This window comes from Pseudonocardia acidicola, assembly GCF_012911935.1.
Classification (GTDB): Bacteria; Actinomycetota; Actinomycetes; order Mycobacteriales; family Pseudonocardiaceae; genus Pseudonocardia; species Pseudonocardia acidicola.
The window spans coordinates 15,235-28,538 of sequence record NZ_JAAXLA010000016.1; the positions used below are offsets into that span (position 1 = coordinate 15,235).

11 protein-coding genes are annotated in these 13,304 nt (G+C 70.4%); 8 read left to right on the forward strand and 3 right to left on the reverse strand.

From position 1 onward, the window contains the following. On the forward strand, positions 1-753 hold the full coding sequence (locus tag HF526_RS10980; protein ID WP_169381281.1) for an LLM class flavin-dependent oxidoreductase: 753 nt from the start codon (positions 1-3) through the stop codon (positions 751-753). Between the two features lie 301 nt (positions 754-1,054). On the opposite strand, the gene HF526_RS10985 is transcribed toward HF526_RS10980, so the two are convergent. Genes HF526_RS10985 through HF526_RS10995 form a run of 3 tightly spaced genes read right to left on the reverse strand, consistent with a single transcriptional unit; the run spans position 1,055 to position 4,676 of the window. After that, positions 1,055-2,482 carry an oxamate carbamoyltransferase subunit AllG family protein gene (locus HF526_RS10985; RefSeq protein WP_169381282.1) on the reverse strand — a complete coding sequence of 476 codons (1,428 nt, stop codon included), beginning with the start codon at positions 2,480-2,482 and terminating at the stop codon, positions 1,055-1,057. Next, positions 2,479-3,891, reverse strand: coding sequence for an FdrA family protein (locus HF526_RS10990; protein WP_169381283.1), 1,413 nt, complete (start codon positions 3,889-3,891; stop codon positions 2,479-2,481). The genes HF526_RS10985 and HF526_RS10990 overlap by 4 nt, the downstream gene beginning before the upstream one ends. After that, positions 3,888-4,676, reverse strand: a complete 789-nt coding sequence (locus HF526_RS10995; protein ID WP_211177051.1) for an oxamate carbamoyltransferase subunit AllH family protein — start codon at positions 4,674-4,676, stop codon at positions 3,888-3,890. The genes HF526_RS10990 and HF526_RS10995 overlap by 4 nt, the downstream gene beginning before the upstream one ends. Here HF526_RS10995 and HF526_RS11000 point away from each other — a divergent pair, their 5' ends adjacent. From HF526_RS11000 to HF526_RS11030, 7 genes are all read left to right on the forward strand, one after another. Continuing rightward, positions 4,677-5,942 (forward strand): helix-turn-helix domain-containing protein, encoded by a 1,266-nt coding sequence (locus tag HF526_RS11000; RefSeq protein ID WP_169381285.1) that lies wholly within the window; start codon positions 4,677-4,679, stop codon positions 5,940-5,942. 163 nt (positions 5,943-6,105) lie between these two features. Then, positions 6,106-7,491, forward strand: coding sequence for a uracil-xanthine permease family protein (locus tag HF526_RS11005; protein ID WP_169381354.1), 1,386 nt, complete (start codon positions 6,106-6,108; stop codon positions 7,489-7,491). After that, on the forward strand, positions 7,488-8,321 hold the full coding sequence (locus tag HF526_RS36885) for an FAD binding domain-containing protein (protein ID WP_169381286.1): 834 nt from the start codon (positions 7,488-7,490) through the stop codon (positions 8,319-8,321). The genes HF526_RS11005 and HF526_RS36885 overlap by 4 nt, the downstream gene beginning before the upstream one ends. Beyond that, on the forward strand, positions 8,318-8,806 hold the full coding sequence (locus tag HF526_RS11015; protein WP_169381287.1) for a (2Fe-2S)-binding protein: 489 nt from the start codon (positions 8,318-8,320) through the stop codon (positions 8,804-8,806). Before HF526_RS36885 ends, HF526_RS11015 begins: the two co-directional genes overlap by 4 nt. After that, on the forward strand, positions 8,803-11,199 hold the full coding sequence (cutA, locus tag HF526_RS11020; RefSeq protein WP_169381288.1) for an aerobic carbon-monoxide dehydrogenase large subunit: 2,397 nt from the start codon (positions 8,803-8,805) through the stop codon (positions 11,197-11,199). Before HF526_RS11015 ends, cutA begins: the two co-directional genes overlap by 4 nt. Continuing rightward, positions 11,196-11,849: an SRPBCC family protein gene (locus tag HF526_RS11025; protein ID WP_169381289.1), complete on the forward strand. Its 654-nt coding sequence runs from the start codon at positions 11,196-11,198 to the stop codon at positions 11,847-11,849. The genes cutA and HF526_RS11025 overlap by 4 nt, the downstream gene beginning before the upstream one ends. Then, positions 11,846-13,261 (forward strand): amidase, encoded by a 1,416-nt coding sequence (locus HF526_RS11030; RefSeq protein ID WP_338051405.1) that lies wholly within the window; start codon positions 11,846-11,848, stop codon positions 13,259-13,261. The genes HF526_RS11025 and HF526_RS11030 overlap by 4 nt, the downstream gene beginning before the upstream one ends. Positions 13,262-13,304 lie beyond the last annotated feature (43 nt).

Below are 13,304 nucleotides of genomic sequence, written 5' to 3' on the forward strand. Positions count from 1 at the left end.
GTGCGCCTGGGTGCGACGCTCGCCCACCTGTCCGATGCGCCGCCGTTCGCGGTCGCCGAGTGGGCGAGACGCCTGGTGGGCGCCGGTTTCGAGAGCCTGTGGACTCCCCAGATCATCGGGCGCGGCTCCCTGGTCCCGGACCCGTTCGTGACGGTCGCGGTGGCGGCCACGGCCACCGAGGGGGTGGAAGTGGGAACGGCCACTGTGCAGGTGCCGCTCCATCATCCCGCCGACCTCGCGCACCGGATCCTGTCGCTGAAGTCCGTGTGCGGTGACCGCCTGACCCTCGGCATCAGCCCCGGGTCGACCGACGCCGACTACGCCACCTTCGACCGGGACTACACCGCGCGCTTCCGAACCTTCGACCAGAACGTGGCGCGGCTGCGGGTCCTGCTCGCCCACGGGCGGGACGAGCGCGCCGACCTCGCCCCCCCAGCCGGTGCCACCGGCGGGCCGCCGCTCCTCCTCGGCTCGTGGGGTGCCAACGTCGAGCGGGCCGCCCGGGAGTTCGACGGCTGGCTGGCCTCCGGATACCGCCGCACGGCCGACCAGATCATCGCTGCCCACGAACGGTACCGGGCCGCCGGTGGCCGACGGGCCATCGTGTGCGCTGTCCGGCTGTCCGGAACGGACGACCTCGGACCCACCGGCGAGCAGCTCCAGCGCTACGCGGAGGCCGGCTTCGACGACGCCGTCGTGCTGATCGAACCAGGAGGTCCGGATCCCGAAAAGGTCAGAGCCCTCCTTCCATGAGCCGTCAAGGCGTGTCTGCGACGATCGTCGAGGACGGCCAAGGTCTGGACAGGTGGCGGCGCCGGGGAGTGTTGCGTCCCGCATCCGCCACCGAAACCGTGTGGGAGCCGGTCGAACACCGCTCGCTGTTCAACGAGCAGAACGTCGGGCGTGCAGGCCACTCGGTGCACACGATCTTCGTCGACGATCCCGACGGCCTCGTCACCACGGTCATGGAACGGGGGATAGGACCCGTGCAGCGGGAGACCTACCCGAACGGGGTCCGGAACGTGCTGTTCCGCGACCCCGACGGGAACGGTTCTCAGGCTCGCGACCGGGTCAGCTGGGCGAGTCGGGCCAGTGCCTCGGGGAAGATCTCGGCCGGCGGGGTGACCAGGCCGGCTCCGACCTGGCCGACTCCTGCGATCCTCCCGGCCATACCGGTGTTGATCTGCGGGAGTATGCCTGTACGGCAGACTTTCGTGACGTCGATGCCGGACGGGACGCCCTGGAACTCCAGTACCGGCACCGACCAGCGCGGGTTCTCGCCGAGGGTGATCTCATGCATGCGGCGGGTGGTTGCCAGTGCGTCGGGCACCGAGCCGCCGACGAAGCGGACGATGGCGGGCGCGGTGGCCATGGCGAATCCGCCGATCCCGGCGGTCTCGGTGATGGCCGAGTCACCGATGTCGGGGTTGGCGTCGTCCGGTCCGTACTCACCGAGGAAAAGTCCGTCGGCGAGCTGCGCCGGTCCGGTGAACCACTCATCGCCGGTGCCGGCGACCTGGATCCCGAAGTCGGTTCCGTTGCGAGCCATCGCAACCACCATCGTCGAGCCCTCGACACCGCGCGCCGCGTCGAGAGCGAGCTTGCAGGCCGGCATGGCCAGGTTGAGGAAGAAGTGGTCGTTTCCGCCGATGAATCGCAGGGACTCGGCGACATCGCTGCGGCTGAACCCGGCGTCGATTCCGGCGGTGACCATCGCCGGGGAGAGGTCGCGGAGCAGCATCAGCGTGCCGGCGCGGTTGCGGTTGTGCGCCTCGTCGCCCATCTGCAGCATCTGGGTGAGGATGCCCGTCACGTCCACCGGGCCGCTCTCGTCGCGGACGCGCCGGACCGCGGTCTGCAGGAGGGGACCGAGGACGTTCCCGAGCCAGCGCAGTCGGTGCAGGACGTCCGGCGCGTACGCGCCGTAGCGAAGGACCTTGCCGAGGCCCTCGTTGAGCGAGCAGTACGTGCGGCGCCCCGTCGCCGGGTCCTCGAGCACGAACATCCACATGCTCGGGGTGACCACGCCGGCCATCGGGCCGACCGCGGAGCGGTGGTGGCACGGTTCCAGCGACACCGACGTGCCGGCCTCGAACAGCGCCGCGGCCTTCTCGGGGTCATCGACCAGACCCTCGAGCGCGGCACCGCCCATGAGGGCTCCACGCAGCGGACCTGAGGCACGGTCCCAGGTGATCGGCGGACCGGCGTGCAGGAACTGGCCGGGTTGCAGATCGAGGGCCTCGGACGCGGGCACGACATCGACCAGTGTCGCGGTGACCTTGAGCATCGCATCGAGTGCGCGTTCGTTCGCGGAGCGCCTCAGCGGATCAGCCGCGACGATCGCGAGGTCGGCCTCGGTGTGCTCCATGGGCGGGCGCCAGTCCACCCGGGTGACCGGGACGGCCTGCTCGGCCACGGCGTCGGCGAGCAGGTCGGTGCCGACGTTCACAACGCTCTCGACGACGCCGTTCGGGGTGGTCACGATCGCTCTCCGATCTGCTGCATCATCTCGATCGCGCGGCGCGTGGCATGCGCGTTGGACAGGTGAACCTCGGCGCCGGCATCCGCGAGCGCGCGGACTTGCCGGTCGCGCCGCTGCGGGTCGGCCTCGGTTCCGACGACCGTGACCACGACCGGCTTCGCGAGGTCAGCGATGGCCGGGGCGAGCAGAGCAGCGGGGTCGGCGTCGGCGCCGTGTCCGAGTACCACGTCGAGCAGGAGGACCGCGGTCTCGGGGTCGGCGGCGGCCTTCACGAGGTGCTCCAGCCGAAGGGTCGGGTCGATCATCGGGTGTGCCCGGCCGGTGGTGTAGGCGTCGTCTCCGAAATCGATGAAGGTGTGGCCGGCATCGGCACCGAATGCCTCGCCGGCGATCAGCTTCGCTTCGCCGGCGAGGGTGCCGCCGACGAAGAGACCACGGAGGTACCGACCACCGGTCGGGTGCTTCGCCGTGCCCTCGACCGGCCAGCTCGGCACGGGACGCCCGAGGCGTCGCAGCACGGCCTCGGTCGACGCGGTGAGGTCCGGCTGCCCGGGGCCGAGAAGTGCGAACTCGACCGGGGTGGTCAACTCGTCGGCGAACGCCTGGATCTCGGCGGCGACCTCCGCGGCCGGCGGCTTGGAAACGATCACGATGAGCTCGACGGACGGGTCGGCGTCGAGCCGTCTCATCGCCTCACGGGTGGCCGACCCACCGACGTCGGCGGACAGGTCGCGACCGCCCACGCCGAGGGCGGAGGCGACACCGACGCCGGCACGGTCGAGGAGCGCGAGCAGTTGCTGGCAGCCGGTGCCGGATGCGGCGACGATGCCCACCGGGCCGGGGGACACGGTGTTGGCGAAGCCCAGACCGAGACCTCCGATGACCGCCGTCCCGCAGTCGGGGCCCATCACCAGGACCCCGCGCTCGGCCGCGGCACGCTTGAGTGCGATCTCCTGCTCGACGGGGACGTTGTCGCTGAAGACCATGACGTCGCGGCCCGCGTCGATGGCGTCCATGGCCTCCACCATCGCGTGCGCACCCGGTACCGACACCAGCGCCAGCCCTCGGGGGCTACGCCGGAGCGCGGCAGCGGTGGTGCGCGGCGGCGCGACCACCGTGGAGTCCGAGGCCGCCTGGCGGTTGGCGTCACGCAGCGCCTGGTCGACACCCGCCAGCGCCGCCGTCAACGCCTGGGGTGCGTCGAGCCTCAGGGCGACGATCATGTCGTTCGGGCCGGCCGCAGCCGGCACGTCGAAACCCATCTCGGCCAGCACCTCGACATTGAGCGCGGTCGCCATCGCGACCTGGGCGGCCACGACGCCGTCGAGGCCCTGCACGGTCCGGCTGACCTGGAGCAGGGTGACCGAGTCGGCATAGGCGCCGGGCCGAAGCTCGACGTGGGTCGTCATGCGGCAACTCCTGGGGTGTGGAGGGCGGACAGGGCGAGGCGGGCGCCGTGCAGCAGCCCGCTGCCGGAGGTATGACCGATCGCAGCCAGAGCTGCTGCAGCGTCGGTCTCCGCCGGCGCACCGAGCGCCGACACGTAGACCGCGAACTCCGGGACGACCTCGCCGTTGAGGGCACAGTCGAGCAGCGACGCGGAGAGCAGGGTGGTGCGGGAGAGCCGGGCCCGGACAGCCGCGTCGACGGCCGGGGTTCCGACGCCGGCCGCACGGTGGACCGCGATCCAACCGCACAGAACATCGTCGCCGAGCGGAGTGAGCCCGTCGCCGCGGCCGATGAGCCGTGCGACGACAGCCGGCGTGATGACGGGCAGGACGATGCCGAGTTGCTCGGCGACGGTCTCGACACCGGTGAGCGTTGACGCGGCGCCCGCCAGCGGCGGGACGCCGACGTCGAGGAGCCGGCCGACCGTGACGGGCACACCGTCGAGGTGCAGGACGCCATCGCGCAGGTGCGCGCTCCCGACATCGAAGGATTCCGCGAGCGAGCGCAGCGCACACGGCACTGCTGTGGCCCGCCGGCCGATCACACCGACGCACCGGCCGCCGACGTCGACGTACACGGCGTCGCGTCCACGATGCACCACACGTACCGGCCCGTCGGAGCTGCGGCGAAGGTGCGCATGCACCCGCAACGGCGCGCTGACCGGGATCACACGCTCGACGCTAGACGCGAGGATTACGGTTTGCCGATGTAAGGATCTGCCAACTCGTGCAGCGAAGGAGCGCAAGTGTTGATAACAGGGGATCGTGAGGAGCTTGCGAGCGCTGCCCTGGCACGCGTCGACGCGCTGCACACCGCGCTGACCCAGATCGTGCTCGAGGGCGGCGACCTGGCCGGAATCGCAGCGGAGGTCGGCCGGGTCCTCGGCGTGGGCGTGGCCTTCACCTCGGCCGACGGACGGGAGCGTGCGTCAGCTCTGCCGGACGAACTTCGTCAGGTGCTGACCGAGCACGAGCTGATCGACCCCACGGGGCGGCTGCGTGTGGAGCGGATGGGCCCGGAGGGGGCCGCGGTGGGCAGCGGTGAGGCCCGAGCGCTCAGGGTCGCGGCGGGCGGCGCGAACCTGGCCAAGCTGGTGTGCCTGCGCCCGGAGGAACCACTGTCCTCGGACGATGTCCACGCGCTCGAGCGTGCAGCCGCAGTCGCTGCGCTCCTGATCACCCGCGAGGAGGCGGTCACCGCCGTCGAGACCAAATACCAGGGCGACTTCCTGCGCGACCTGCTCCTGCGGCGCTCCCCCGACCCGGCCTACGTCGCCGAGCACGCCGACACCTTCGGATGGGACCTGCGCCGCACGGTCGTCGTGGTGTCGGCCGAGCTGGATCCCCCCGCCCCCGACCAGCCGGTCTCGGGCAGCGAACGCCGACTGTGGCAGAAGCGGTTCTCCGCGGCGTGGCGGCAGGTCAGCGCCGGGCTCGGCGAGGGCATACCGACGGTCGACTTCTCCTCCGAGGTCGTGACCCTTCTGCCGATCGCAGACGACGAACCACCGGCCGGCCAGGCCGTCGTCCGCCGCGCCGTCACCGCGGTCACCGGCGACAAGGGAGGTGGCCGTCGCCCCTTCTCGGTCGGCGTCAGCCGCGCCGCGACGAGCCTCGACGATCTCCCCGGGGCATACGCCCAGGCGCGCCGCGCCGTCGAGGTCGGCCGGCGGGTCAGCGGAGGCGGATCGACCACGTTCTTCGACCAGCTCGGCCTTCATCGGTTGATCGCCCTGATCCCGGACTCGGGCGAGCTGCGTTCGTTCGTCAGCGACGCCCTCGGCGTCCTCGCCGAGCCGACCTCGGAGGCTGCCGACCTGCGCGAAACCCTCCAGATCCTGCTGGACACGAACTTCAACATCGCGGAGGCCGCGCGGCTGCAGTTCTTCCACTACAACACGATGCGCTACCGGGTCTCCAAGCTGGAGCGCCTGCTGGGCCCGCTGTCCACCGATCCGCATCTGCGACTTGATGTCGCGGTGGCGCTGCAGGTGCTGAAAATCGCCGGTTGACCACCGTGCTCGCCTGCGTGTGACACATTCACGCAATTCGCCTGAACTCACCGATCCGTTGACAACATATGCCATCCATCCCGCCGGTCCTTCGGCATGAGTCGCCGTCGTGGGTGTGAAGTTCGGCTTATTAGCTTGTGGCGATAGCTCGGGCCTGTCGCTGATGCCGAAGGGGTCGTCCGTGTCGATCTTCAAGTGGGAAGTGGTCGATCCCCGGCCGGGTGAGGCGGTTGCGCCCCGCCAGCGGCTGAGCTGGGGAAAAACCATCGGACTGGGTGCCCAGCACGTGGTCGCGATGTTCGGCGCGACCTTTGTGTTCCCGCTCGTGATGGGGCTGGACGCCAATCTCGCGATCATGTTCTCGGGCATCTGCACGCTGCTGTTCTTGCTCGTGTGCAGCAACCGGGTCCCCAGCTACCTCGGTACGAGCGCCGCGTTCGTCGCGGGCGTGGCCGCCATCCGAGCGCAGGGAGGCGACTCCGCCGACGTGACCGGCGCGATCCTCGTCGCCGGCGTCGTGCTCCTGCTGGTCGGCGTGCTGGTCCATTTCGTCGGCGCACGGGTCATTCACGCCGTGCTGCCGCCGGCTGTCACCGGCGCCGTCGTCATGCTCATCGGCTTCAACCTGGCGCCGGTCGTGGCCGCCCAGTACTGGCCGCAGGACCAGTGGGTCGCCCTGCTGACCGCCACGTTCATGGTGTGCGCAGCCGTGCTGCTCCCCGGGTTCTGGTCGCGCATCGCGGTGGTCCTGGCCCTGGTGTTCGGCTTCGTGATCTCGTTGATCTTCGACGGGCTGTTCGGGCCGATCAACTCCTGCGGTGGCGAGGGCTGCACAGCCACCGTGCACGAGCGCGTCTCCTGGGCGGGGGTCAAGGCGGCCGACTGGATCGGGCTGCCGAGCGGGACCCTGCGCGACGGCGTCAGCGTGATCCACGCACCGAGCTTCTCGCTGACCTTCATCCTGCTCGTCCTCCCCGGCGTCATCGCATTGATCGCGGAGAACACCGGCCACGTGAAAGCCGTCGCCGAGATGACCGGCGAGAACCTCGACCCCTACATGGGGCGCGCCCTCGGCGCCGACGGGGCCGCGACCGCGCTGGCCAGCCTGTTCGGTGGCTCGCCGACCACGACCTACGCCGAGAACATCGGTGTCATGGGCGCCACCCGGGTGTACTCGACCGCCACGTACTACGTAGCAGCGATCGTTGCCATCCTGCTGGGCTTGTGCCCGAAGTTCGGCGCGATCGTCGGCGCGACCCCGGGCGGTGTCCTCGGCGGGATCACGGTCGTGCTCTACGGGATGATCGGCCTGGTCGGCGCGAAGATCTGGGTCGAGAACCGGATTGACTTCGGCGACCCGGTCAACGTCGTCGGCCTCGCGGGCGGCCTCATCGCCGGCATCGGCGGTGTGACCCTGAAGTTCACCGACGGCTTCTCACTCGGCGGCATTGCCCTCGGGACCATCCTGGTGATCGTCTATTTCCACCTCGTCAACAGGAGCGGCCGCCGAACCGAACGGACGTCCGAAAAGGCCACGGAGGCCCTGTGAAACCTGCTTCCTTCGACTACGTCCGGCCGGGCACACTCGCCGAGGCGGTCGCCGTCCTGGCCGCAGAGCCGAACGCCAAGGTGCTCGCCGGCGGCCAGAGCCTGATCCCGCTGCTGTCGATGCGACTCGCCTCCCCCGCGGTCATCGTCGACATCAACGGCCTCCCCGGCCTGGACACCATCTCCGTTGTCGAGGGGGACAGCCCGGGCGTTCGCGTGGGCGCCCTCGCCCGGCACAGCGCCGTGCTGGCCTCGCCCGAGGTGCAGCGTGTCCAACCGCTCGTTCCCCTGGCGTTGTCCCACGTGGCCCACCCGACCATCCGCAACCGCGGCACCACGGTCGGGTCGCTGGTGCACGCCGACGCCGCGGCGGAGATGCCGCTGGTGCTCACGCTGCTCGGGGGCTCGCTGGAGGTCGAGGGCCCGGACGGGCGGCGCACGATCGCCGCCGCCGACCTGTTCGTCGGGCCGCTGGAATCCTCGGTCCACCACGACGAGATCGCGGTGTCGGCCTTCTTCCCCGCCCTGCCCACGGGCGCCGGCGTGGCCTTCGCCGAGATCGCCCGCCGGCACGGCGACTACGCCCTGGTCGGGGCGGCAGCCCTGGTCGAGGCGGACTCGATCAGGGTGGGCTACCTGTCGGTCAGTGAGGTGCCCACCGTCGTCGACCTCAGCGGCACACCGCTGGAGGAGATGGGGGAGGCCGCACTGCAGCGGCTCGAACCGGCCGACGACATCCACGCGACCGCGAAGTACCGCTCGCAGCTGGCCCGGGTGCTGACCACCCGGGTGGTACGAGCGGCCATGGAGAACGCGAAGGGAGCCCGATGAGCGATCGGCTGCACGACGTGCGCCTGATGGTCAACGGTGCCGTGCACGAGATCCGGGTACCCGCACGGCGGCTGTTGTCCGACGCACTGCGTCACGACCTGGGTCTGACCGGCACCCACGTCGGCTGCGAACACGGCGTGTGCGGGGCCTGCACCGTCCTGGTCGACGGGCAGCCGATGCGGTCGTGCCTGATGCTCGCCGTCTCTGCGCAGGACTACGAGATCACCACGGTGGAGGGTCTCACCAACCCCGACGGCTCCCTCGGGCCCGTGCAGCAGGCCTTCGCCGAGTGCCACGGCCTGCAGTGCGGCTTCTGCACGCCCGGCTTCCTCACCACCATCACCGCCGGACTTCGTCAGCAGCCCCGGCCCACGCACGAGCAGGCCCGCGACATGATCGCCGGGAACCTGTGTCGCTGTACCGGCTACCTGAACATCGTCAAGGCCGTCGAGCGGGCCGCGGAGCTCCAGGCCGGCGCCTCATGACCACCAAGCTGATGGGGCAGAAGGTCCAGCGCGTCGAGGACCAGCGGTTCCTGCGCGGCCAGGGGCGATACGTCGACGACATCGCCGTCGGGCGCGATGTCCTGCACGCGGCGGTACTCCGCTCGCCGCACGCGCACGCCCGAATTCTCGACATCGATGTCTCCGACGTCCTCGACGTCGACGGCGTCCACGCGGTCTACACCTACGACGACCTCGCCGCCTTCTCGACGGCGATGGCCGAGCCTCTGCCGCTGCTGATCCCCCACCCCGCACTCACCCACGGCCGCACCCAGTACACACTGGCGAAGGACGAGGTCAACTACGTCGGTGAGGCGATCGCGTTCGTCGTGGCCGAGGACCGCTACCTGGCCGAGGACGCCGTCGGCAGGATTCGCGTCGAGTACGAGCTCCTGCCCGCGGTCGTCGGCGTGGACGCCGCACGCGCGGCCGAGCACCTGGTCCACGACGATGTACCCGGCAACGTCGGCGCGCGCATGGAGCAGAACATCGGCGACGCTCCGACGGCGATCGCGACCGCGCCCCACCGGCTCGAGCTCGATCTCACCATCGAGCGCAGCGCCTGCATGCCCTTGGAGGGCCGGGGCACCGTCGCACGTTGGGAGCCCGACCTGAACCGCCTCCAGATGTGGACGTCGACGCAGACGTCCACCGGGGTCCGCGCCGCGGTCGCGCTCAAGCTCGGCCTCGATCTCGGACAGGTCGACGTGATCACGCCCGATGTCGGCGGCGGGTTCGGCGTCAAGATCAACCACCCGTGGCCCGAGGAGCTCCTGGTCCCGTTCGCAGCCCGAGCGCTCGGCCGACCGGTCAAGTTCACCGAGGACCGCCGCGAGCACTTCATCTCCTCGGCGCACGAGCGCGGCCAGGTGCAGCACATCGAGGTCGGCTTCGACGACGACGGCCGTCTGCTCGGCCTGAACGTCGAGTTCTGGCACGACCACGGCGCATACACCCCGTACGGCCTGATCGTGCCGATCATCACCTCGACCCAGCTGCTCGGCCCCTACAAGCCGCAGAACTATCGCGTGGTCTTCGAATCGCTCTACACGAACACCGTGATCGTCACGCCGTACCGCGGCGCCGGCCGCCCGCAGGGTTGCTACGCGATGGAGCGCACCATGGATGCGATCGCGAAGTACCTCGGCAAGGACCGCACCGAGGTGCGGGCGGCCAACTTCATCCAGCCCGACGAGTTCCCCTACGACCACGGGCTGATCTTCCAGGACGGTCGCGCGCTGGAGTACGACTCCGGCGACTACCCCGCATTGCTGGAGAAGCTCAAGAAGCTGATCGGCTGGGAGCAGTTCCCGGCCTTCCAGAAGGAGATGGCGGCGCAGGGCCGGCGCGTGGGGCTCGGTCTGGCCTGCTACGTGGAGGGCACCGGTGTCGGCCCCTACGAAGGCGCGCACGTCCACATCGAGACCACCGGGAAGGTCAAGGTCGCGACCGGTCTGACCACGCAGGGGCAGGGGCATGCGACAGTCTTCGCGCAGCTGGTGGCCGACGAACTCGGTGTGAAGTTCGACGACGTCGAGGTGGTCACCGGTGACACCCGGCGAATGCCGTACGCGGTCGGCACATACGCGTCCCGGGCGGCGGTGATGAGCGGGTCGGCGATCCACCTCGCGGCCAAGCGGGCCAAGGAGAAGGCGCTGAGGATCGCCGCCGAAGCCCTCGAGGTGGACGTCAGGGATCTCGAGATCGTCGACGGTGTGGTGTCGGTGAAGGGCTCGCCCGGCAGCTCGATCGACCTGGCCACGGTGTCGGTGCTGTCCAATCCGCTGCGCTATGCCTTCGACGAGGCGTCGAAGGCCGCGACACAGTTCTCGGTCGGCGACGCCCGGAAACCCCCGGTCGCCGAGGACGAGGAGCCCGGCCTGGAGGGCAAGGACTTCTACAGCCCTCCGCATGCCACGTTCGCCGCCGGCATGCACGCGGCGATCGTCGAGACCGACCCGGACACGGCCGAGATCACGATCGTGAAGTACGCCGTCGTCCACGACTGCGGCCACATGATCAACCCGATGATCGTCGAGGGCCAGATCCACGGCGGCGTCGCCCAGGGCATCGGAGGCGCCCTCTACGAGCGCATGGCCTACGACGAGTCCGGGCAGCTGCTCAATGCGTCGTTCATGGACTTCCTGATGCCCTACGTCACCGAGATCCCCGACGACATCGACATCGACCACCTGGAGACGCCGTCCCCGCTCAACCCGCTCGGCATCAAGGGCGCGGGCGAGGCGGGGGTGATCCCCGCGGCCGCGGTCTTCGCCGCCGCCATCGAGGACGCCGAAGGCTTCCCGATCACCGCGATGCCGCTCTCCCCGTCCGACCTGTTCGCCCTTCGAGAGACCCGCGGAGCAACCCCATGAAGATCAGTGGATCCAACGTCGTGCCCTTCCCGGTGGCCAAGGTGTGGGACGCCCTGCTCGACCCGCGGGTTCTCGTCGCGACCATCCCGGGCTGCGAGAAGCTCGAGAGCACCGTCGAGAACGAATACGCCATGACGGTCACGGCCGGCGTGGCGGCCATCAAGGGCACCTACGCCGGGACCTGCACGCTGTCGGACCTCAAAGACCACGATTCCCTCGTGATGAAGCTCACCGTCTCCGGCGCCCCGGGCACGATCGACGCCACGGTGGACGTCGCCTTCGACGACCTCGGCGCCGAGGGAACCCGGATCTCCTACGAGGCCGACGCCGTCGTCGGCGGGATGGTCGGCGGTGTCGGCCAACGGATGCTGAGCAGTGTGTCGAAGCGGATGGCCGCAGAGTTCTTCGGCAACATCGGCAACGCCATCGCCCAGCCTGCCGCGCCCGCCACGGTTGCGGAGCAGGGCGCCGAGCCCGTCGCGGGCCCGGCAGCCTCGACCCGACCCGCGAATCCGGTCGTCTTCACCGCACCCGCCGGCAGGACCGGCGGAGCCGGCTCCCAGGACGACCTCCTGAAGGGCGTCGGCATCGGAGCCGGGCTGGTCCTGCTCGGGGCCATCGTGGGGTCGGCACTGACCCGCCGCCGGTGAGCTCGACGATGGAGCTGTCGGTCGAGTCCACCGCGCGTGACCAGGCGGCGGCGGTCCGCGCCCGCGAGATCTCCGCCCGTGAGCTGCTCGACCTGCACCTGAAGCGCATCGCCGAACGCAATCCCGAACTCAACGCGATCGTCGCCCTGGACGAGGAGCGCGCGCGAGCCGGGGCCGCCGCGGCCGACGAGCTGCTGGCGTCGGGCGCCGAGGTCGGGCCGCTGCACGGGCTGCCCTTCGCGTTCAAGGACACCCACGCCGTCGCGGGTTGGCGCACCACGTACGGCTCACCGTTGTTCGCCGAGCACGTTCCGGGCCGTGACGAGTTGATCGTCGAACGGATCCGCCGGGCCGGCGTGGTGACCATCGGCAAGACCAACGTGCCCGAGTTCGCCGCCGGGTCGCACACGTTCAACACCGTCTTCGGCACCACGCTCAACCCGGTCGACCCGTCGCGGTCCGCGGGCGGTTCGTCCGGGGGCGCGGCGTGCGCGCTCGCGGCCGGGATGGTGCCGCTCGCGGAGGGTTCCGACATGGGCGGCTCGCTGCGCAACCCTGCCTCGTTCTGCGGCGTGGTCGGGCTGCGGCCCTCGCTGGGCCGCGTTCCGGAATGGCCGCTGTACAACCAGTGGGAGACCACCTCGGTCGGCGGCCCGATGGCGCGCGACGTCGGTGACCTCGCACTGCTGCTCTCCGTGATCGCGGGACCCGACCCTCGCGCGCCGCAGGCCTTGGGGGATCCGGGTTCGGCGTTCTCCCCTCCGATCCGGGGGTCTCTGTCCGGGCTGCGGGTGGCCCTCTCGGTGGACCTCGGAGGCGCGTTCGAGGTCGATGGCGAGGTCGCCGCGATCGTGGCGTCCTCGGCGTCGGTGTTCTCCTCGGCCGGGGCGCTGGTGGCATCCGCCCATCCGGATCTCGCCGGCGCCGACGACACCTTCCGCACCCTGCGTGCCTGGCACTTCCAGGCGAAGTTCGGTCGGATGCTCGACGCGAATCCCGCCGCGTTCAAACAGTCCTTGGCCGACAACATCCGTGCAGGAGCGTCGCTGACCGGCGGTGACATCGCACGCGCCTACGCCCAGCGCACCACCCTCTCCGAGCGGATGCGCGAGTTCTTCGCCGGCGTCGAGGGGGCGCCGTACGACGTGCTCGTGCTCCCGGCGTCTCAGGTGCCGCCCTTTCCGGCCGACCGGGAGTTCCCGCAGGAGATCAACGGCCGGCCGATGAAGACCTACCTCGACTGGATGCAGGCGGCGTACTTCATCACCGTCACCGGCTGCCCGGCGATCTCGCTGCCGTTCGGGCGCACTGCTGACGGGCTGCCCGTCGGGCTGCAGATCGTCGCCCGGCACGGAGCCGATCTCTTCCTGCTCGAGGTCGCCGCCGCCGTCGAAGACGTCCTGCACAGCTGAAGAGAGCCCACCGACGCGGGCCCGCTGTCTCGCGACGCCGCTG

Excerpts from the sequence above, each read along its gene's own strand:
- HF526_RS10990 (WP_169381283.1), bottom strand. The coding sequence starts at position 3,891 with ATGACGACCCACGTCGAGCTTCGGCCCGGCGCCTATGCCGACTCGGTC.
- HF526_RS11005 (WP_169381354.1), top strand. The coding sequence starts at position 6,106 with ATGCCGAAGGGGTCGTCCGTGTCGATCTTCAAGTGGGAAGTGGTCGAT.
- HF526_RS11015 (WP_169381287.1), top strand. The coding sequence starts at position 8,318 with ATGAGCGATCGGCTGCACGACGTGCGCCTGATGGTCAACGGTGCCGTG.
- cutA (WP_169381288.1), top strand. The coding sequence starts at position 8,803 with ATGACCACCAAGCTGATGGGGCAGAAGGTCCAGCGCGTCGAGGACCAG.
- HF526_RS11025 (WP_169381289.1), top strand. The coding sequence starts at position 11,196 with ATGAAGATCAGTGGATCCAACGTCGTGCCCTTCCCGGTGGCCAAGGTG.